Source organism: Magnetospirillum sp. 15-1, assembly GCF_900184795.1.
Taxonomy (GTDB): domain Bacteria; phylum Pseudomonadota; class Alphaproteobacteria; order Rhodospirillales; family Magnetospirillaceae; genus Phaeospirillum.
This window is the reverse complement of record NZ_FXXN01000013.1, coordinates 1-21,712: the sequence shown is the minus strand read 5'-3', so window position 1 is coordinate 21,712 and position 21,712 is coordinate 1. Positions and strand designations below refer to the sequence as shown.

The 21,712-nt window shown below is 62.0% G+C and carries 14 protein-coding genes and 3 pseudogenes; 10 read left to right on the top strand and 7 right to left on the bottom strand.

The genetic code is table 11. The annotated features are described in order from the left end of the window. Positions 1 to 1,302 (bottom strand): NAD(P)-dependent oxidoreductase, encoded by a 1,302-nt coding sequence (locus tag CP958_RS01560; protein WP_170958801.1) that lies wholly within the window; start codon positions 1,300 to 1,302, stop codon positions 1 to 3. 195 nt (positions 1,303 to 1,497) lie between these two features. Here CP958_RS01560 and CP958_RS01555 point away from each other — a divergent pair, with 195 nt between their 5' ends. The 6 genes from CP958_RS01555 (at position 1,498) to CP958_RS01530 (ending at position 11,881) form a co-directional block, all read left to right on the top strand. Next, the gene (locus tag CP958_RS01555; RefSeq protein ID WP_096700262.1) at positions 1,498 to 2,631 is read left to right on the top strand and encodes an acyltransferase; all 1,134 of its coding nucleotides are present in this window, start codon (positions 1,498 to 1,500) and stop codon (positions 2,629 to 2,631) included. A gap of 49 nt (positions 2,632 to 2,680) precedes the next feature. Continuing rightward, positions 2,681 to 4,807 carry a hypothetical protein gene (locus CP958_RS01550; protein ID WP_141400389.1) on the top strand — a complete coding sequence of 709 codons (2,127 nt, stop codon included), beginning with the start codon at positions 2,681 to 2,683 and terminating at the stop codon, positions 4,805 to 4,807. A gap of 35 nt (positions 4,808 to 4,842) precedes the next feature. Continuing rightward, on the top strand, positions 4,843 to 5,361 hold the full coding sequence (locus tag CP958_RS01545) for a hypothetical protein (RefSeq protein WP_141400388.1): 519 nt from the start codon (positions 4,843 to 4,845) through the stop codon (positions 5,359 to 5,361). A gap of 27 nt (positions 5,362 to 5,388) precedes the next feature. After that, a complete protein-coding gene (gene rfbF, locus CP958_RS01540) occupies positions 5,389 to 6,165 on the top strand; it encodes a glucose-1-phosphate cytidylyltransferase (RefSeq protein WP_096700259.1) in 777 nt (258 codons plus the stop codon). Between the two features lie 42 nt (positions 6,166 to 6,207). Continuing rightward, entirely contained in the window at positions 6,208 to 8,985 is a 2,778-nt protein-coding gene (locus CP958_RS01535; protein ID WP_096700258.1) for a sulfotransferase family 2 domain-containing protein, read from the top strand. A gap of 121 nt (positions 8,986 to 9,106) precedes the next feature. Next, the gene (locus CP958_RS01530; RefSeq protein WP_141400387.1) at positions 9,107 to 11,881 is read left to right on the top strand and encodes a hypothetical protein; all 2,775 of its coding nucleotides are present in this window, start codon (positions 9,107 to 9,109) and stop codon (positions 11,879 to 11,881) included. Between the two features lie 78 nt (positions 11,882 to 11,959). Here the strand turns inward: CP958_RS01530 and CP958_RS01525 are convergent, their stop codons facing one another. Further along, entirely contained in the window at positions 11,960 to 12,961 is a 1,002-nt protein-coding gene (locus CP958_RS01525) for a glycosyltransferase family 2 protein (protein ID WP_170958800.1), read from the bottom strand. Between the two features lie 135 nt (positions 12,962 to 13,096). On the opposite strand from CP958_RS01525, the gene rfbH reads away from it, so the two are divergent. From rfbH to CP958_RS01510, 3 genes are read left to right on the top strand one after another with little or no spacing between them, the layout of a single operon-like run. Next, a complete protein-coding gene (gene rfbH, locus CP958_RS01520; RefSeq protein WP_096700255.1) occupies positions 13,097 to 14,422 on the top strand; it encodes a lipopolysaccharide biosynthesis protein RfbH in 1,326 nt (441 codons plus the stop codon). Between the two features lie 11 nt (positions 14,423 to 14,433). Beyond that, entirely contained in the window at positions 14,434 to 14,976 is a 543-nt protein-coding gene (rfbC, locus tag CP958_RS01515) for a dTDP-4-dehydrorhamnose 3,5-epimerase (protein ID WP_096700254.1), read from the top strand. Between the two features lie 7 nt (positions 14,977 to 14,983). Then, positions 14,984 to 15,931: an NAD(P)-dependent oxidoreductase gene (locus tag CP958_RS01510; RefSeq protein ID WP_096700253.1), complete on the top strand. Its 948-nt coding sequence runs from the start codon at positions 14,984 to 14,986 to the stop codon at positions 15,929 to 15,931. On the opposite strand, the gene CP958_RS01505 is transcribed toward CP958_RS01510, so the two are convergent. From CP958_RS01505 to CP958_RS01485, 5 genes and pseudogenes are all read right to left on the bottom strand, one after another. Next, complete coding sequence (locus CP958_RS01505; protein WP_096700252.1) at positions 15,909 to 16,649, bottom strand: SDR family NAD(P)-dependent oxidoreductase; 741 nt, start codon at positions 16,647 to 16,649, stop codon at positions 15,909 to 15,911. The two genes, CP958_RS01510 and CP958_RS01505, sit on opposite strands and share 23 nt — an antisense overlap. Further along, complete coding sequence (locus CP958_RS01500; RefSeq protein ID WP_141400385.1) at positions 16,646 to 17,962, bottom strand: FAD-binding oxidoreductase; 1,317 nt, start codon at positions 17,960 to 17,962, stop codon at positions 16,646 to 16,648. Before CP958_RS01500 ends, CP958_RS01505 begins: the two co-directional genes overlap by 4 nt. A gap of 23 nt (positions 17,963 to 17,985) precedes the next feature. Beyond that, positions 17,986 to 19,023: an NAD(P)-dependent oxidoreductase gene (locus CP958_RS01495; RefSeq protein WP_096700250.1), complete on the bottom strand. Its 1,038-nt coding sequence runs from the start codon at positions 19,021 to 19,023 to the stop codon at positions 17,986 to 17,988. 80 nt (positions 19,024 to 19,103) lie between these two features. Further along, positions 19,104 to 20,039 (bottom strand): annotated as a pseudogene (locus CP958_RS01490) (glycosyltransferase family 2 protein); the annotation flags it as partial. A 19-nt stretch (positions 20,040 to 20,058) separates the two neighbouring features. After that, positions 20,059 to 20,822 (bottom strand): annotated as a pseudogene (locus CP958_RS01485) (IS5 family transposase). Positions 20,823 to 21,263: 441 nt separating this feature from the next. On the opposite strand from CP958_RS01485, the pseudogene CP958_RS01480 reads away from it, so the two are divergent. Beyond that, positions 21,264 to 21,712: pseudogene (locus tag CP958_RS01480) on the top strand (transposase); the annotation flags it as partial.

The window sequence follows — 21,712 nt, the reverse complement described above, 5'->3', positions numbered from 1 at the left end:
TCAACGCCACCACAGCCGCGTCGCCAACAGGCGAATGGGCATGGACATCCCCTCAACCGCCGCCGTGCGCACCAGGCCAACCAAAGCCGCCGACCTGCCCTGCCCCTCGTAATCATAGCAACCGCCCTGGGCGGGCCGCTCGGTATCCGCCAGCAGGGCGGCCATGTGCAGGCGCAGGCGAGCCCGCTCCACCGCCTTGTTGCCGGTCACAGCCAAGGGGTCCAACAGACGCATGAGGGCGGGCAGGCGCAGCACCGGCCCGGGCAAGGCCAGGGGCATCCGGTCACCGCTTTGCAGAACGGCCCGCACATAGCGCCGCATCATTCCGGCAGAGGGCCGGCGCCCCGCCACATAGGCAAGCAGGCACGCCGCCTCGGCCAGCAGCATGCGGCGCATCGGCATCTCGGCAGCCAAACCGTCCGCCAGCGGACGCAGGCTCAGCCCCAATTCGGCCAGCGCATCGGCACTGGGCACATAGGTGATGCCGGCCAAACCGTAGACCCGTTCCTTATCCACCTTGGGCAGGAACGGGATACGGGAAAGCACGTCCAGCGCCACCAGGACCAGGGACAACGGCAGCGGCACCACCGCCAGCGGCCGGCCATAGACCTTGGCGGCCACCAGCTTGAGGAACCCGCCGAACGTCACCGGCACAGCATCGGCCAGGGGATAGATTTTGCGGCCCGGCTGGTCCAGTTCCGCCATGCGCAACAGCCCCTCGCACAGATCGTCGATGTGCACGGGCTGCACCTCGCGATGGGGCGAGATCATGGGGATCACCGGCGCCAGGGTGGCGATGCGGCACAGGGTTCCCCACATGGCCTTTTTCGGCCCGCCATACACCATGCCGATGCGGGCCGCCAATTCACCCGGACGGGTCAAAAGCGCCTCGATCCGCGCCTTGACCCGGCCATAGCGGTTCAGGGCATCGGGCCGCGCCGACGCGGTCGAAGCGAATACGAACCGATCCGCACCGGCATCCCGTGCCGCCACCAGCAGGCGTTCGGTGGCCTGGGGATTGATGTCGTCGGAATCACCGGCGCCCCCCGTCCAATCATGGGCCAGATGCAGGACCGCCCGCGCCGGTCCCGCCGCGTCGAAGGCCTGAAAGGCAATGGCCGGCGGTTCTTCGCCCAACGACCACCGCACATGGCGCACATGCTGCGAAGCGGCCCCGGCAGTGCGGCCCAGAACGGTCACCGACCACCCCCGCGCCAGAGCGCCCTTAAGCAGCCAGGCGCCGATATATCCGGTGGCTCCGGTGATGACGATGTGCATGGCGATGACTTGGCCCCTTCGCATTCCAATCCACCAGTACATACCCGCGCCAATGCCCACGATCCACCGCGAATATCGGCGGAGCGGCTGGACTGAACGGGTCTGCGATGATAGAAAGCCGCACGGTTTTGCCAACGGCGAGTTGCTCTCAATTTGGGGCATCGTCATTGATGGATACACCAATATTCGCGGCTTTTGTTATTTCGGGGGGAATAGCCGGTGCGGGAACAGCGGGTAGATGCGATCGACGGCCTGCGCGGCTTAGCGGCTCTATTCGTCGCTCTGTTTCATTACCAGGAATGGTTCGTGGGAGCACGAAACGTTCACTGGGGAAATATTTGTACGGATTTGTCTTTCGTATTAAGCGGCTTCATCCTCACGATGAAATATGAGTCCGGGCTCCATTCAAAAGCCATATCATCGACGAAATTCTTGATTAACAGAATATCGCGCCTTTGGCCCCTGCATGCATTTGCACTTTTTCTGTTAGTTGCAGAGGAATACGTTTTCTGGATTTACTACAAGCGGTTTCACATTCTTTCTGCTGCCGATGATGCGACAAATTTCTTCTACAGTTTGGCGATGGTCCATAATTGGGGATTTGTCGTGCTCCCCACCTGGAGCAAACCGTCATGGTCCATATCGACCGAATTCGCGGTAAATATTGTTTGGATACTGGCAATCGTTCGGCTTCGCTGGACCCCAGCAATCGCAAGCGCCGTCGTCATCATCTCGGCAGCCGCACTGGCCTCGCGCTCCCCTACGCTGAACAGCACGGTCATGCAAAGCTGGTGGGGGCCGATCAATCCGGGATTGCTTCGGACGACCTTGGGCTTTGCCTTTGGGTGCCTCGTCTTTTGGGGCCGGCAGCATAGTTTCCAGATCAAACATCCGGGCTGGATTGCAGCGGCGAGTGCGGGGCTCACGGTCCTGGGATTGGTGTTTTACAACTCCATCTCGGCGTTCGGCGCCGACTATGTCTTCGTCCTGCTGCTGTTCCCGGCACTGACCTACTTTGCCGCCGACCCGCGATTGACCTATTCCCGCGTTCTCTCATGCTCGCCCATGCGGTGGCTCGGGCGGATTTCCTATTCCGTCTATCTGCTGCACCTGCCGCTCGCCAATGCCATGGCGCTCAGCATTGTGTGGGGCTGGGGCTATCCCTCGGTTCCCATGCGGGGCTTCATCTGGCTGGCGCTGGTGCTGGGCATGTCCACACTGACCTATCGCTGGATCGAACAGCCCGGCATCAGGCTGATGCGCCTGGGCTTCAAGCGGATGGCAACCACGGTTCCGGCATGGCTGCCCTGGGGGACAAGGCCGGCATTGGCCCGGCCGCAGGAACCGTCCTGACGGGTTTTTACCTTTCCGCAGCCGTCTTCATCGCATGATTGCAGACAGAATGAACGTATCGCCTTCGACGCTCCCTTACCGCCGCTTCGCCCTGTCGTTGCTGGCCCTGGCCGTGCTTGGTCTTGCCCTGATCGGGCTGCAGGTTTCCATCGCCACGTGGCCGGTTCGGATTGCGCTGGAAGCCGATGTGGACATGCCGCGCGCCGCCCAGCGGATGAACGCCTATTACAATTTCGACTACAGCCATCCGGTCACCCGCCCCCTGTCCATGGGCGGAGGCAGCGCGACGCTGACGTTCGAAGGAGTGCCGAAGCAATTGCGTTACCTGCGCCTTGACCTGGGCACCCAGGCGGGCGTGACCGTCACGGTCAAGCAACTTCGTTTCGTGGCCCTGTCCAGTTGGCTGCCCGAGGGCAGGCGCGTCATCAAGACGGTGTCGGCGGCGGAATTTTCGAAGTGGCGCGCGAACGATTTGATGGTGCAGAATCCCGGCCTCTTCCTCGTCACTGGCCGCGATCCTCATCTTTGGATCGTCCATGATTTCGAACTCTCAGCCGGCCTTCCCGATTCCGGTCCGCCCACCGTGCAGACCATCCTGTTCTGGCTGTTGGTGCCCGCGACGGCGGCGGCCGCGCTGATCGCTCTGTCCGCACTGGTGCCGCTGCTGCGCCAAGGACGCCGGTCGGCAGGAAATGTCGCCCTGATGGGCGTTGCGGCAAGCTGCGCCGCGGCAACGTTCCTGACCAGCTTTCCCGGCCACTGGAACTTCGACGAATATTTTTCGCTCAGCGAACTTTACCGCCACGCGCTCAGCGATATCCAGCCGCCCCTGCATTCGGTGGCCTGGCATGCGCTTATCCGCCTTACCGCCGCATTGGGCGCGCCGCCTATATGGCAATTGGCGTCCATGCTGGTGGTGCAGACCCTGATCACCTGGGCGGCGCTTGGCTACATCGCCCTGCAATTCCGCAGCCGGCTGCTGGGCGCGGCCATGCTGGTCACCCTGACCGTATTGCCCAGCACGGCGGCCTATATGGGCCATATCGGCAAGGACACCCAGCACGCCGTCGCCCTGATCGTCGGACTGGCGCTGATCCTGGCCGCACGCAAGCACCGGTCGCGGGCGGCATTGGGCGCGGCCCTGGCTGCGCTGTGGTACAGTTGGGCCATCCGCTCCAACGCCCCGCCATCGGTTATGCCGCTGCTGTTCGCCTGGGGTGCCGTGGCGGTGTCGTGGCGCTTCCCGGAGGCTCCACGCCGCAAGGCGCTGGGCATGTCCGCCGCATTGGCCGCAGGCCTTTCGGTCGTTTTGCTGGCGGTAACCAGTCTGTTCAACAGTGCCGCCATCGACCGGCAATGCTGCGCCGGCCATGCCGGCTATCTGACGCCCTTGCATGATCTGATGGGCATGTCCCATCAATTGAAGACCATGCTGGTGCCCGAATATCTGGTGTCCGATCCGCCCTACACGCTTGACGACATCGAGCGTTATTACCTGCCCAGCAACAACCTTAATCTGGCCAAAATGAAGACCATCGCGCCCCCCCTTCAGGGGCCGCTGATGCACGATTGGCTTACGGCCATCGCCACCTATCCCGGAACGTGGATCGAGCACCGGGTGGTCGTGCTGCTGCAGTTCCTGGGATTGTCCAACGAACCCAATCCGCTGGCCGTTTTCCTGGGCTCGTATTTCCCGCCGGCGGGGCGCGAGATTCCATCCGGTCCCGCCTTCGCCACGCTGATGCAGGGACTCGACGACGTTCCACCGGCTTTGGACGCATTGCGCGCCAAGGTGATCAACACTCTGATCTCACTGCGCAACACCGTGTTCTTCCGCCCCTGGCTGTTCGCGGCCCTGTCGCTGGCGCTGCTGCCGCTGTTACGCCTGCCCACACGCAACCGCCTGTTCAGCGGCACGCTGATGGCGGGGTCGGCACTGTATTTCGCGCCATACCTGTTGCTGGTGAACACTTCCAGTTTCCGCTATGTGCTGTGCTGCTGCATCGCGGTGATCGTGGCCGGCGCCATGGCCGTGGATGACGCCATTGCCGCCGGCCCCGAAGTGGATGGCGCCGCCCGCAAGGCCGCCTTACGCCGGGCCATGGGCGCCGCAATTATTCTGTTGCTGGTGGGGGCGGCGCTCAACGCGTTCATCCCGCCACTTTACATGTACTGACGGAGGGGCAATTGAACATCATTCGCCGTCCCGCCATGACCGTCGTCATCGCGTTGATAATTGCCGATCTGGGCCTACTGGCCCTTGGCCGCATGGACATTTCCCTGCCGATTGCCGCCAACGTGCCGGCAACGCCGCCGCCCGCCGGAGTCACACCGGCGCCGCGCCCGGCAACCGTGGAACCGCCGCTGGTGCAGCCGGGCGAGGCGAGGACCGCCAAAGGACTTACTGGCTGGGTGGATGTGGTCAATGTGGGAGCCGGCGTGGCATCGGTAATCGGCTGGGCGGTGGATCACCAAAGCAAGGGACCAGCGGCAGCCGTGGCCGCCTATGCCGATGGCCGGCGGCTGGCCTGGGCCCGTCCGGCGCTTCGACGCCAAGACGTGGCGGACGCGCTGCATGTTCCCTCCATGGCCGAAAGCGGATATATCCTGGAGCTGACCTTGCCACAGCCAGGAGGATTGCAGCCGGTGGTTCACATCGTCGCATTCGATGGCACCGGCGGTCACGCCGAGCTTTCCTACAGCGCGGCCTATCCATTCAAGGCCAAATAGGCGCCTGCGTTTATCAGGAGGGGTAAAGTGAAAGTTGTCATCCTGGCCGGAGGCCTTGGAACCCGCCTGGGCGAAGAGACCGTCAATATACCTAAGCCGATGGTCGAGATCGGCGGGCGCCCGATCCTGTGGCACATCATGAAGATCTATTCCAGCTTCGGCTTCAACGAGTTCGTGGTTGCCCTGGGCTATAAGGCCGAAGTGGTGAAGCGGTATTTCATGAACTACCACCTCATCACGTCGGACTGCACGGTGGATGTGGGCGCCGGCACCATGCACCTGTTGGATTCCCCCCAGCAAAAGCGCGACGATTGGGTGATCCACCTGATCGACACTGGGCTGAACACCCAGACCGGCGGCCGCCTGAAGCGGCTTGAGCCCCTGCTGCGGGACGAACCGTTCATGCTGACCTATGGCGACGGCGTGTCCAATGTGCACATCCCGTCGCTGATCGAACGCCATCATCAGGCGGGCCGCATGGCCACCATCACCGCCGTGCGCCCGCCGGCCCGCTTCGGCGGCGTGCTGTTCGACGGCAACATGGTTTCCGAATTCACCGAAAAGCCCCAGGCCGGCGAAGGCTGGGTCAATGGCGGCTTCATGGTCATGACCCCCGACATCTTCCAGTTCATCGACGGCGACGACGACCCGCTGGAGGTCAAGCTGCTGGAAACCCTTGCCAACAACCGCCAGCTTGCCGCCTACAAGCATGACGATTTTTGGCAGTGCATGGACACCGTGCGGGACAAGCAGTTCCTTGAACGTCTGTGGAATTCGCCCAATCCCCCGTGGAGGAAATGGTAGGCACTGCATACCCAGGCCCCTCTTTGGAAGCAGCCCCATACCATGTTTGACGTTCTTCCGTTACGGCCCGAACCGGCGGGTCTGGTCTATTTCAATCATATTCCGAAGACCGCCGGCACGTCGTTCCATTTCGTCCTGGACAATCTGTATCCGGGCCGGCATTGCCCGGCCCGCCACTGGTCCACGCTGATGTCCATCGGTGCGGAAGAACGTGCCCGCTTCGCCGCGTTCTCGGGCCATTACGACCCGTTATTCCTGGCTGCGTTCCCGCGCCGCCCCACCCATTTCCTGGCTTTCTTGCGCGAACCAACCGAACGGATCGTTTCGGAATACCGCTATAATCTGCAACGCAACACCTCGATCCACCATCTAGCGGTAACCATGACGCTGGAGGAATACGGGACGTGGTTCGGTGGACCGCTGCGCAACCGCCAAGCCCACGACATCCTGGCCGCAATCAGCGGCAAGCCGGTGGACGTGAACGACCGCGATCTGGGGCGCAAGGCCGCCGCCGCGCTGAAACATTATAATTTCATCGGCGTCACCGAAGCCTTCGACGAAGGCGTCGAGATGCTGCTGACCCAAATGGGCCTGCCCGCGCCCAAGGCCGTGCCGCGCGTCAACACCACCGAACATGGCCGCGCCGGCCCCAGTGCCGAGGTCGAGGCCTTATGCCGGGAATGGTCGCCCTGCGATTACGAAGTCTACGACGCCTCCCGCGCCCTTTACGAACTGCGCGCCAACCGCTGGCGCCAAAGCCGCGCCGCCCAGATGCTGCCCGACCCCCGTCTGCTGGGGCAGCGCCGTTCCGACCTTGGGATCGCCCCCGACGACTTGCTGATCGGCTATGGCTGGCACCCGCCAAGCCACGATGGCCGGCGTCTGGTACGGTGGATCGGGCCCGGACATAAAGCCTCGCTTTACCTGCCGCTGAAACGGAGGGACGGACAGTTCGTGCATCTGGCCGTGGCCCGCTGGCTGCATCGCGGCATCCTTGCCGGTCTGCGCATTTGGGCCGATGGGCAGCCGCTGGAGCTGAGCGTGACCGATCACGACGGCCTTAGCGTGGTTTCGGCCCGCCTGCCGGCACGGGATGGCGAGGCCCCTACTTTGCTGGAATTGGATGCCGTCGAGGCCCGCAAGGAAGGAGCCTTCCGCCGCGAGGTGATGGACGATCTGGGCACCAGCGACCTGGCGCGCGCCTTGTCCATGGCTTGGCTGCGGGTGAACCATTGCGCCCCCGATGCCGGACGCCCGCCACAGGACGTCGCCCGCGACTCGCAAGCCAATGTGCCGGTGGTGGCCGACATCTGGATGGGGGGGGCGACCCCGGCCATTCCCGTGGCCGAAGAAGGCATCATCCCCGGAATGCTGGACTCGGTCGAAGTCACCGCCGATGGCCGATTCGCCCGCATCACCGGCTGGTGCAGCCCATTGGGCCGGGACGATGGCCGCGCCATCGTCGCCCTGCTGGACGACGACCTGCAACCCATCGCCTGGACGGCGACCGGCCGCCCGCGCCCCGATGTGGCGGAAGCCATTGGCCATCCGGGATTGGCGGAGTGCGGCTGGGACGTATTTCTGCCCGCGGAGAGCCTGGGCGATCGGCCATACCTGCTGACCACGGCCCGCCTGGAACCCGATGGCGGTCTGTTGGTCCGGTTGAGCGGTAGCTCCGGTGTTCTTCCGGCCCGCACCATCAGCGCACCAGCCAATGGTGCAACGCCCGCGATGATGGGATGTGAGGCAAATGCCCTGACGGCCTGGGTCACCGCCAGCGCCGATTCCGACGGTATCCTGGTGGAAGGCCGCGTGGCCCCAGAACCGGGCCGCCAGTTCGGCGAGGTCGCAATATTCGATCAGAACGGTGCTAGGCTGGCCGATGCGGGAACCGGACTTTCCGACGATGGCGCGCTGGTGATCGCCGCTTTCCTGCCGAACGAGCGGCTGCCAGCCAGTGGTTTGTCCGTGCTGTCATGCCGGATGCGCGACAGACTCCCACCCTGGTTCACCACCGAGGGCTGGTGGCAGCAAGTGGGCACGAATATCCCATTGTGGTGTGGCGGCGATGGAGCCGGCGGCATCATCGACTCGGTGGCTCTTTGCGGCGAGCATTGGGTTGTCAGCGGCCGGGTGACGGCCTCCCGTCCCGATCTGTGTCTGCTGTCGGTCGAGGTCACGCCACCCAAGGGCAAGGCCCGGATAGTCGCCACCAAAGTGGTCCCGGTCGAGACGGCGGCCAACGCGCCGTTGACAACACACCTCGCTCATTGGCGCTTTGCCCTCCATCCCGCCATTCTTGACTTCGGCGCCAATCGCATCGAAGTCCGTGCCGCGCTTGCCGGCGGCGCGGAAAGCTCGCTGGCCGGTGGCCGCACGCTTTTGTGGCAACCCAATTTGAAATTCGTCAATGCTACGGGTCGGATGAAAGGAAATCTCGACCATTGCCGGCCCGCTGGCAGCGGTTATCAAGTCGGCGGCTGGACCATGGACATGCGCCAATTGCGGCCGGCGAAATCGGTGATTATCACATGCGAGCGTGCCGGCGACATGCCCGGGGCCATGGCCTCGCCCGATGCAAGCAACAGCTTTACCGCGCTCGGCGAACAGCGGATGGTCGCCATGACCTCCACCGGCGCCCCGCGCCCCGATCTGGGTGCCGATGCACGCTATGGAGATTCCGGTTGCGGCTTCGTGGCGTTTTTCGAGAGCACCTCGCTATTGCCCGGTACCAACCTGCTGCGCGCGTTCGCCGTAGATGAATTGCAGTGCGCGTGGGCGCTGGAGGGCTATCTCCTGCTGGATACGCCCGTGGGGTAACTCTCCCAGGATTGAGCAGATGTGACCTATGGTTTAGAATCTCCGCCCAAGTGCGGGATGGAAGGATGCAAGGGGGATGACGAGCGCGGGTGACACCCTAGGCGCCAGGACGGAACGGCTGTTGGCAATCGCCATCGTGGTGCTGGCCGCCCTTTTCGTCATGCTGGGCGCGCAGGTGCTGGGCGACAAGCTTCCCGTCAGTCAAGGCGCCGTGCGCGTCGACATGACCGTGAGCGACGGCCAATGGGTCGAGCTTTTCATCAACAACGTCAGGGATACACCGCAACGGCAGCGTCTCCTGCCTGGCGCCCGGCACCTTTACGAGTTCCGCGGGCTCAACAACGACCTGACCTTCTTGCGCCTGGACCCCGGTGAGGCACCAGGGACGGAAATCATCCTTCATTCCATACAGGTGGTGGATGAATCGGGCGTGGTGCGGGAGTTCAGTCCGCAGCAATTGATGACTCAGTGGGGCACGCACAATATTTCCGGCAGAGAAATCCGCGACGGTGCGCTCCACATGGTTGCGGTCAATAATGATCCAATTCTAGAGACCTGGGAAAAGGTGACCCTGCGCCGCAACGCACCCGCTTTCGTGGGGACGCTGAACGAAGGATTCCGCACGCCGCGCTTCACGCTGCAGATATTGCTGTTCGGCTTTGTGGCGATGTTCGCTGTCTCAGCCCTGGATGGCCGGCGGCGCGGTCATGTGGCGGTCGGGGTGCTCGCCGTGGCCGCTGTCCTGATCATCATCAACACAGTAACCCAGTCATATCAGCCCCTTTCCGCGGTTCACACGGCGGTGGGACGCGGCAGTTTCTTGGGGCTCTCGCTCGACGCACAAAGAATCGCGGCATTGCTGGCCTTGCTCGCATCATTTGCCATCGGTGCCGGAGGGGGCCTTTACCTCCGATACCGGACAAACCGAAGCAACACCCCCGCCGACACCGGAACGGACGACCACCACTGGCGCAAACGCGACACCCTGTTCATGGGCGCAGTGGCGGCCATCATGGCGGCCACGCTTTTCCCTGACGTGCGGGGATTGCTTAACACGACCATTGGCACTCAATTTACGCCCGATTGGGACGGCAATAATATCTTCACGTGGGAATACCTGATCCATTCGGGAAACATTCCGCTGAAGGACTTCTGGTATCCCTACGCTGGCCACGCCATGTTCCAGAGCGACGCGCCCTGGGGTTTCCTGTTGCGCGTACTGCACCGGGTCGTGATCTTCACCTTGTTCCTGTGGGGATTTCACGCCATCGCCGGGCAACGGATGTTGCTGACGCTTTTTGTCGCGATCTTGCTGGTTGTCGCGGACGGCGCCAATCTGGTGTGGGCAAGTTGGCGCTATATCACCCCGCTGGCCATCGCGGCCACCTACATCGCCATCGACCGCCGAAAACCTATCATTCAGGCTGGACATTGGGCGTTCTGGACATCGCTGTTATGGACGCTGATCACCGAACCGCTTCAGATTGTCAGCGCCGCCCCAGCCGTGGCGGCAGTGCTGCTGCTGGACGTCATTGACACCCGGCCAAGCCCGAAACGTCTTGCCGCACAGTTGACCCGTGAATTCGCCGTTCCGGCAGGCTCGTTGCTCGTCATGCTGATATGGTGGGCGGCCCAGGGCCAGCTTGCCGGATACATAGACTTCCACCTGAAGGTCAGCGACCAGGGCATTGTCATGGCGATGCCCAGCGATCTATGGGCTGATCTATCCCATCCCCTTTCCATCCGGTTTGCCCTGGTGATGACCCCATTCGTTTCCCTAGCCATCGGCCTTGCCGAGAGGTTGCGCGGCGATCAAGAAACACAAAGGCGGTCCAATTTTCTGCTGGCGCTGGGTCTTGCCGGGTTCATGGTTCTGCAAAAACACATCGTCCGGTCCATGGATTGGCAGATGTTCGTATTCGTGGCGTTAGCCATTCTTGCCTATTCCATTCTTTGGCTGAATCGGCGCCGTCCACTTGTGGAACTTGTCGTGCTTGGCCTGATCGCCGGCGGCTTCACCAGCGTCATCCTCCGGTCCAATATCGCCACGCCATATTGCAATCAACTTATGGATGCTCAACGGCGTGTCGGAGAAGGCGCCGCCATCACGCTGGGTCAAGACCGGGAGTTGGTTAATCGCGCCAATGCCATTCATTACACGCCCGAACAGTTTAAAGCCTTCAAGTCGGAGCAATTGGTACGCACGTGGTTTAAAGAACGGTTTGGCGAGGTTTTTCCCCTGGTCTATGTACTGGGAGACAGCCCCATTACATATGCTGTGCTGCAGCAGACTAATACGCCGTACCATGTTCACGACCTGAGTGCGGCGCCAATCTACGAACAACGGAAAAACGTTGCTTGGCTAGAGAAAAACAAGCCTTCCTTCGTTTTGTGGAATCCGGACACGCTGGTGTTCGAAATGATGAAAAATTACATTCGTGTGCCACTGATCTATACGGCGGTGGCAAGCGAATACGTCCCGGAAGCAAGCGTTGGCAGATTCAAGATACTGCGCCGGCGAGCGCCTGATGAACCTCCGGCCATGGCGTTCTGGCAAGACCATCTTGGGTCGCGCGCAGACGTCGGACACATCGCCCGAATCTCAAGCCTTTCGCGCTTCGCGCCGTGTGCGGCCGAACCGTGCCGCGAGTTCCTCCACATCACCCTTGCCTCTCCCCAAAAAGGAAAGGTGGCGATACCGCTACACATTGGTGAACGTGGGTTTGAAATCGCTTTCGACGCGGTCTCGTCACAATCGGAATATTTCGTCAGCGCCAGCCGTATCTGGTTCTGGGCTCTAGGCCGCCGTTTCGGCCAGCCCATCGAAGTCGATACACCGCCGGGAGCCACGGTGGCCGTCGAACGTCGGGCAGAGCGCGACGACATTCTCTACTGACGGAAACACCAGCCGGCCTGTCACAGGCCGGCTGGTGCATTTTCCAAAGGCTGCGATCCTGAATGCAGGAACACGCTATCATTCGTGATTGAGCCGGCTTTTCGCCTGATCGATCACGAACACATTCCGCTGCAACCCATCCTTATAAATCCGGGCCACATACATGGCGATACTGCTGAGCGCTATCAGTATGGCAGACATGTTGGCGGCAATAAGCGCCGGAAGTGAAATGGCGCCCCCAAACAAACAATAAAGCGCCGCAAAAAAATCAAACAAGCCGATAGGACCAGCCAAATAAACGGAAAGCCTCAACGGAAATGTAGATGAACTTAGAATTCCCGCGATAGCAAATTTAGTCATCCGCACAAGACTAAATTTACTAGTCCCTGCAATCCTGGGATGGCGTCGATAGGGAATCCCAATCCGACGATAGCCGCTGTAGGCAATTTCAGCCCGGATGAACGGATGCGTAGAACGGCTTTGCAAAATATTTTGCCGCACAGAACGAGAAAAACAAGAAAACTCAGCCATATCGACAATAAAATCGTAATCAGCGATAAATTTTGTAATCCGGTAAAAGGCTTTTCTTGCGGCCTGGATTATCGGTGGCTCGGGGCGATCGACACGCTCGCCATAAACAACATCATACCCATTCTTCCACTCATTCAAAAACTGCTCGATCATTTCAGGCGGGTCTTCGCCATCCGTATCGATAAAGATCGTGATATCCCCGGAAGCATTGCGCAGACCACTTAACATGGAAGCCTGATAACCAAAATTACGAGATAGAGTTACCACCTGCACATAGGAGTGCACGTTACAAATGGCCAACACTTTTTCCAAGCTTCCGTCGGTCGAGCAATTATTTGTAAATATCAGCTCAAATCTATATCTATCTGAAAGATGTTTGACGACGGCATGCAGGCGTTCAAAAAAAAGATCAATACAATCTTCTTCATTGTAAAATGGAGAAATTATGGACACTAACTCCTTTTCATACTCCGCTGCAGCTATTTTTTGCATCTGAGCACCCATCCCGTTTTTTGCATCTGAGCACCCATCCCAGCGAAATTTTCTCATGCTATAACCCAATCCCCTAACACGGTAAACGCCGAATCGGCCTTCTGCACCCTCAGATTTCATGATACAAGCACGCACCCTAAGAAGGGGGCGAATCACTGGCGATTAAGCCGTAAAATGGGGGCAGGCAAGCCAATGCCGAATAAAGTCGACAGCCTGAGGCAAGAAATTCTTGGTCTTTGCGAGCGATATTTCGAGGCTAAGGGCACCCCTGATTTTGTTCCCGGACAAACCTATATTCCGTGCGCCGGCAAAGTTCTTGGCGCCGATGATTTGCGGCATCTGGTCGATGCTTCGTTGGATATGTGGCTAACGACTGGACGTTATTGCGATCAATTCGAAAAAGAAGTAGCCAAAATTTTTGGATTATACCACGCCCGCCTTACGGTCTCAGGTTCGGCGGCAAATTTGTTGGCGTTTTCGGCGCTGACCTCCTGGAAGCTGCACGAACGCCGCATCGAGCCCGGTTCCGAGGTCATCACCGTGGCCGCAGGCTTCCCCACCACCGTGTCCCCCATCGTCCAGAACCGCTGCGTCCCGGTATTCGTGGATGTGGATCTGGAAACCTTCAACGTGGATGTGGAGCGGCTGGCCCAGGCGGTCACCCCCAAGACGCGGGCCATCATGATTGCCCACACCTTGGGCAACCCATTTAACTTGGCCGCCGTCACCGAAGTGGCCAAGCAGCACGGGCTGTACGTGGTCGAAGATTGCTGCGATGCCTTCGGCGCGCAGTATGACGGAAAGCCGGTCGGCACGTGGGGCGACATCGCCACGCTCAGCTTCTACCCCGCCCACCACATCACCATGGGTGAAGGCGGCGCGGTGCTGACCAACAACAAGGCCTTGATCACCATGGCCGAGTCCTTCCGGGACTGGGGCCGGGATTGCTGGTGCCCGCCCGGATTGTCCGATAGCTGCAAAAAGCGTTTCGGCTGGCATTTGGGCGAACTGCCTTATGGCTATGACCATAAGTTCACGTTCGCGCACCTTGGCTACAACATGAAGGCCACCGACATGCAGGCGGCAATCGGCGTCAGCCAATTGCGCAAGGTCAACGGCTTCATCCTGCGCCGCCGCGAGAATTTCGATCTCCTGACGAAGGCCTTCCTGGCCGAGGGACTGGACGAACATTTCATCCTGCCCAAGGCCACGCCCAACAGCGAACCCAGCTGGTTCGGCTTCCTGTTGACCATCCGCGACGGCAGCCCGCTGAAGCGCCGCGACGTGGTGTCCTATCTGGAAGAACACAAGGTCGGCACCCGCCTGCTGTTCGGCGGCAACCTGACCCGGCAACCGGCCTTCAAGGAAGTGGAATACCGGGTCGTGGGATCGTTGGACAATACGGATAAGATCATGAACGACAGCTTCTGGATCGGCGTCTGGCCCGGCATCGGCAATGCCCAGCGGGCTTACATGGTGGAGACCTTCCGCACCATGGTCCGTGAACTGGCCGGCTGACGGTAAAGGCCATGTTCGACATCCGAGAAACCGGCCTGCCGGGCTGCCTTGAGATCAAGCCCGTCATACGCAAGGACGAGCGGGGCTTCTTCATCAAGACGTTCCACGCGGAAAAGTTCTCGGAACTGGGACTATCGACGGAGATCCGCGAACAATATTATTCAAGCTCCAAGCTTGGCGTGATACGGGGTCTGCACTTCCAGATCCCGCCTCACGATCATGACAAGCTGGTCTATTGCCTACGCGGATCGGTGCTGGACGCGGTTGTGGATTTGCGCCGTTCGTCCCCCACCTTCGGGCGCCATGTGACGCTTCAGCTTGATGCCGAGGCCGGCAACATGCTGTACATCCCGAAAGGATTTGCGCACGGCTTCTGCGCCACGTCCGAAGACTCCATCATGGTGTACAACGTGACCAGCGTGTACGCGCCCGACCATGACATGGGCATATTGTGGAATTCGGCGGGGGTCAACTGGCAGAACGCCGCACCTATCGTCTCGGACCGCGACGCAGCCTTGCCGCCCATGGCTGACTTCAACAGCCCGTTCGCGTGAGGCGGCCATGAAAGTCCTGTTAACCGGCGCCAGTTCCTTTACCGGGTGCTGGTTCGCGCGTGCTTTACTGGATGCTGGTCACGAGGTAGTGGCGACCTTCCAATCAAAGCATGACGAATACAGCGACGGACGCCGTGCCCGCATCGCCACCATCCCAAACCAGTGCCACAAGGTTTTTGCCGTTTCCTTCGGAGACGACAATTTTCTGTCCCTGTTGCGCGATGACGGTTTCGACGTGCTTTGCGCCCATGGCGCAGTGGTCGGTGATTACCGCAGCCCGGCCTATGATGTGGCGGCGGCATTGGCCGCCAACACCCGCAACATCAAGGTGGTCTTTGACATTCTGGCCGCCCGCACCGGCACGCGGGTGATTCTGACCGGAAGCAATTTCGAACCAGGCGAAGGCGCGGGCTCGGTCCCGTTAGAGGCCTTCAATCCCTATGGCCTGGCGAAAAGCCTGACCGCTGAAACCTTCCGGTTTTACGCGCGGCAGGCCGGCATGACCCTGGGCAAGTTCGTCATTTCCAACCCCGTCGGCCCCCATGAGGAAGCCCGCTTCACCAATTACCTGATGCGGAATTGGTGGCGGCAAGACGCACCCATGGTTGGCACGCCACGCTATGTGCGCGACAACATTCCGGTGGATTTGCTGGCGCGGGCCTATGGCCATTTCCTGTCGGCCCTGCCCACCGATGGCGGCTTCCACCACATGTCGCCCAGCGGCTATGTGGAGACCCAGGGGGCCTTCGCCGAACGGGTGGCGCGGGAAATGCGCCCGCGTCTGGGGCTTCCCTGCCAATTGTCCTTTGCCGATCAGCGGGATTTCCCCGAACCGCTGATCAGGATCAATACGGATTCTTGGGTGCGCTGGTGCCCGGATTGGGACGAGACCGCGTCATGGGACGCCTACGCTGCCTATTACCGCGCCGTGCTTACGGGATCGGCAGCCGGATAAACGGGCGCTCGGGGATCGCCTTCAGCACGCTCATGATGCCCCACCAGAACCAGGGCACGTAGGCAACCAAGCGGCGCCCCGCGATCAGACGCCCAATGGCCGCCGCCGCATATTCGGGCGAACAGGTCAGCAGCGCGGGCGCGCGGCCAAACGACATGCGGGTGTCCATCATCCCCAGCTTGACGGTCAACACCGAGCTGCCGGCTGCGGCCATTTCAGCGCGCAGACCCTGGGCATAGGCATTCAGCGCCGCCTTGGCCGCCCCATAGATGAAGTTGGTGCGCCGCCCCCGGTCGCCCGCCACCGAACTGACGAACGCCACGGTGCAGCCGGGTTTCGCCAGCAAGCCGTCCAGCATGGGCGCCAAAAGCCGCACGATGCCGCCGTAATTGATGGCGAGCAGACGGTCAGCCGCGTCTGCATCGCGCCATGCGTCTTCCGTGCCGTCGATTGCGCCGACCACGAAGATGGTGATCTCGGGCAATTCGCCCGCAGCCAATTCCGCACCCGTGCGGGCGCACGATGCAGAGTCGGCGGCATCCCAATCCACCACCCGGCACTCACAGCCGTGGCGGATGGTCAGATCGGCGGCGATTACCCCAAGTTCCACGGCATCGCGCCCGGCCAACAGTAACCGCCGCCCCTCGCGCCCATACACATCCGCTAGGGCTTGACCCAGGCGAGAGGTGGCGCCGGCGATCAGAACGGGCCCGCTCATGCCAGCCTCCTCAGGTTCAGGCGGCGTTCCATGTCGGAGCGCAGGCGGGCCTGGGGATCAAGGTTTTGGACCACCGACAGCCATTCGTCGCGGCGGGGATACATGGCATCCAGCACATCGGGGCGCAGGCGCCCGTCCTTAGCCAGATAAACCCGTCCGCCGGCAGCGGCCACCCATTCGTCGAACAGGTCCAGGACGGCGTGGGCCTGGGCTCGGCTGGCCGCCAGATCGAAGCTGCAGGCCAAACCGGCCATGGGGAAGGACAGCGGCGCGGGGTTGCCCGGCCCCATGCGCTTGAACGAGGTCAGCATGGACACCAGCCGGCAGCGCTGCAATTCCTCGATCATGCGCACGATCAGCGCGGCGGCGCCGTGGTCGGGCAGCACGAACTGGTATTCCAGAAAGCCACGGGGGCCATACAGCCGGTTCCAATTATCCGCCTTGTCCAGGGGATAGAAATAATCGGCCAGCTTCACCGTGGCAGGGGCGGCGCTGCGGGAATAAAGGGCATAAAGCGCCGTGTTGAAAGCCGGCCCCATCAACGGCAGCACGCCGGACGGCAGTCCGCACGGCAGATGACGCCGGTTCAGCGCAGGGGCGATGCGGGGGCCGCTATCCGCCGCGTGCTCGCCCAGCATGACGATTCCCCGACCCAGCCGCCGGCCACGCGCCCCGGCATCCAGCCAGACCACCGAGTAATAACCGTCCGCGTGCTCGTCCAGCACACGCAGGGTTTCGTCCAGATCGGCGGTGGCGATGTTGCGAGCGACCACGTTGGCGCCGGCCACCGGCATCAATTGCAGGCTGGCCTCCAGCACCACGCCGGTCATGCCCATGCCGCCGACGGTGGCCCAAAACACGTCAGGCCGCACGGTGGGCGAACAGTCCACTTCCTCGCCGCCGCCGGTCAACAGGCGCAGATTGGTGACGTGGTTGCCGAAGCTGCCGGCCACATGATGGTTCTTGCCGTGCACATCGCAGGCGATGGAGCCGCCCACACTTACCCGCGCAGTGCCGGGCGTGACGGACAGGAACCAGCCCGCCGGAACCGCCACCGCCAGAATGTCGCCCAGGGTCACCCCGGCCTGACAGCGCACCAATCCGGTTGCGGCATCGAATTCCAGGAATTTGTCCAGCCGCTGGGTCAGCAGCACCGCACCCGACGAATTGCACGCCGCATCGCCATAGGCCAAGCCCGCCCCGCGCGCCACCACAGGGCCAGCCGCCACCATGGGGGCGACCTCGCGCTGACGCTCGGGACGCCGAACGACGCAGGACCGAGCGGATGGGAACCGGCCCCATCCCTCCAGCATCCCACGCCCCTCGGGCAGGTCGATCACTGGGCCCAGCGCAACTGTTCGTCCACCAGCTTGTCACCAAGCAAGGCCCGCAGCTTGCGCAGGCGGATATAAAGCGGACTGTTGAGGTCATCGCTGGAACCGATGCCCTGAGTGTCCAGCCATTCGGACAGTTCGCGGCAGCCATCGTCCAGGGTCCAGCGCGGGGCGAAACCGGGAAGCAACTTGGCCGCCTTGGAGAAATCCACCCGATAAGACCGCGAATCCGGCCCGGACTGATTGGCGATCACCACCTTGCTGCCCGGCACGGCGCGGCCCACCGCCTCGGCGATGTCCTTGACCTGATAGTTCATGTCGCTGCGGCCCACATTGAAGGCCTGGCAATGCACCGCCTCGCGCGGGGCGCGCACGGCGCACATGGCCGCCTGGGAAATGTCCTCGATATGGACGATGGGGCGCCACGGAGTACCATCGGACAACACGCGGATTTCGCCGGTGGCACGGGCCACCGCCATCAGATTGTTCAGCACCAGATCCAGCCGGGTGCGCGGGCTGACGCCAAACGCGGTGGCGTTGCGCATGAAAACCGGCGAGAAAGTGTCGTCGGCCAACTCGCGAAGCGCCTGCTCGGACTCCACCTTCGACACCGCATAGGCCGAGACGGGGTTGAATTCCGCGGTTTCGTCCAGCGGGCGGCTGGTATCGCTGGCACCGTAAATGCTGCACGACGACGCCATGACGAAGCGGCGTACCCCGGCCTCTTTCGCCAGGCGGGCCAGGGTGATGGTGCTTTTCAGATTGATGTCGTAGGTCAGGTCGGGCGACAACTCGCCCATGGGGTCGTTGGACAGGGCCGCCCAATGCATCACCGCGTCCATGCCGCGCAGATGATCCACGGTCACGTCGCGCATGTCGCAGACGATCTCGGCATCGGGGGCCATGACGCCGCCGGCCTTGGTCAGGCAATCCTTGAAGTATCCGGTATCCAGACCAATGACTTCCAGCCCGGCCTGCTTGAACACCTTGACTGCGACAGGGCCAATATAGCCCTGGTGACCGGTCATCAGAACGCGCATTCCTACTTCCCCTGGATACAAGCGATACCGCTAATGGTTTACACTGGCCGCCCAATTCCATGCAAAGGAAAAGGGCGGCTTTACGGCGCACCGATCCCATGGATGGCGCGGGCCCGCACAGCCCCCGGCCGCCACACCAGCAGGGCGGCCACGGCGCACATGCCCAGCCGTCTGCGGACCTGCCGCCTGCGCCGCAATGCCCCGCCCAGGCCGGCGAAACCGGCCAGCAGGCCCGGCACCGCGCCGGGAACCGGCCAGACCCGGATCAGCAGGTAAAGTACGGCGGCCACGTGCAGCGGCACCACCAACGGAAGCAGCGGCAGCGGCATGGTTTTCGCCAGCAGCCACAGCCGGTTGCGGTAGGAATGGAACAGGGTGAACCGGCTTTGGCGCCCGGTGATGGCCGACGCGTCGTGGTGAACGATGGCGTGGCGCACCTGCACGCACCGTTCGCCCGCCAGCCGCAGGCGGAAGCCCAAATCCACGTCTTCCAGGTAACAGAAATAGGCCTCGTCGAAACCGCCCTCTGCCTCGAACAGGTCGCGGCGGTACAGGGCGGCGGCGGCACAGGGGGCGAAGATTTCGGTATCAGCGGCGGGCAGCAGTTCCACCGGCTGGCCGTGCCCGCCCCGCCAGGGCAGGCCATAGATGGACATGACGTCGCCAAAGCCGTCGATCAGCCGCCCGTCATCGCCCAGCAATTGGGTCGAACCGAACACGCCCACCCCCGCATGGCGTTCGCTGGCGCGGCACAATTGGTCCAGCCAATCGGGCCGGGGCCGGGCGTCGGGGTTGAGGGTGGCGATCCACGGCGCCGTGCATCCGCGCGCGCCCAAATTGTTGCCGGCGGCAAAGCCCAGATTGGCGCCCGCGCATATCAGGCGGAACCGGTCATCGGGGAGTGTCAGATTGTCGGCGGAACCGTCGGTGGAGGCGTTGTCCACGATCACGGCCTCAAAATCAGCCATGGTTTGGGCGGCAAGCGCGGACAGCGTGCGCCCGATCAGGTCGCCGCCATTGTAGGCCGTAGACTCATTACGCGGCGCACCAAATGCGCAGGGCGACGAGCTTTACGGCGGCGAGGAAATTCCGTGGGTCTTTGTCATAGCGGGTGGCGATCCCCCGGAAGTGTTTGATCTTGTTGAAGAAGCGTTCGACCAGATTGCGCTGGCGATAGACCCAGGCGGAAAAGGCGAAGGTGCCCTTGCGGTTGGACCTGACCGGGATGTTGGCCCAGGTCTTGTTCTTCTCGGCCAAGGCCCGAATGGCGTTGCTGTCATAGCCCTTGTCGGCCAGCAGGGTTGAGCCGTCGCCCAAGGCTCCATCGAGCAAGGCTTCGGCCTCGACGCTGTCGTGGACCTGCCCGGCGGTCAGGCGCAGGGTGACGGGACGGCCTTCCGCATCGACGAGCGCGTGGATTTTGCTGGTGAGCCCCCCACGGGAACGTCCCATGCTGCCATCGTCGAGAGCCCCTTTTTTCCCGTGGCCCCGTGTTGGTGAACGCGGACACAGGTCGAGTCGATCATGATGATGTCGCCATCGTAAGCCTTGGAGATTTCCTCCAGAAGCCGGTCCCAGACGCCCGCCTTGCGCCAGCGGACGAACCGGTTGTAGCAGGTGGTCGATGGGCCGTAGCGCTCGGGAACTTCCGCCCAAGGCGAGCCCGTGCGGAACCGCCACAGGATACCGTTCAGGACCCGACGGTCATCAACCCGAGGCACGCCGCGAGGCTTGTTCGGAAGCAAGGGCTCGATGATCGACCATTCGTGATCCGTCAACTCGTACCGCCGCCGTGCCATCAATGCCCTCCGTGCCAGAGGGAATCGTTGAATCACGACGCGCGACGAAGGGGAAGCCTGTTTATGAGTTTACGGCCTAATGCGGCGCTCGTTCTCCCGCGACAACATGCTGCTTAACCAATTTCCGGTGCGCCCGAACATGGCACTGCATTCGGGCTGGGTCTCGACCAAACCAACGGCACGGCATTCCTCGTAGATCGCTCTTAATGTTTTCATGCTCTGCATCCTTTCTCTGCGGATGCAGTATTTATCGGAATTCATTGTGACTTCGGTGCATGTCCAATCATTCGGGATCCAACGTCTTCGCTACGCTCGCCGTTGGTCCCGCACCAACCGCGATGCGACCGGGCTACGCCCTCGGATTGCGACGCAATCCGTGACCTGCCTTGGAAATCTTCCTCCAGTTTGAAGTAGAGTCCGGCCCATCAGAGGACGGACGACATGAAGCGCAGCAGGTTCAGTGAAGAACAAATCATCGGCATCCTGAAGGAGCAGGAGGCCGGGGCGGGGACGGCGGATGTGTGCCGCCGGCACGGCATTTCGAGCGCCACTTTCTACAAATGGAAGGCCAAGTATGGCGGCCTGGAGGTGTCGGAGGCGCGGCGGCTGAAGGCGCTTGAGGATGAGACCCGAAGGGCAGCGCAGCAAACGCCCGGCTGAAGAAGCTGCTGGCGGAATCCATGCTGAACGAGGCCGCGCTCCGCGATCTTCTGGGAAAAAAATGGTAGGGCCCGCCGCCAAGCGGGAAGCTGTCGCCCATCTGCGGAATGCTTTCGAGATGAGCGAGCGTCGGGCCTGCTCGGTCATCGCAGCGGATCGCACCATGATCCGCTACCGCTCGATMSCGTACGTACCCGTAGTAGTGCCTTGCGCGACCGCCGGCGCGGGCT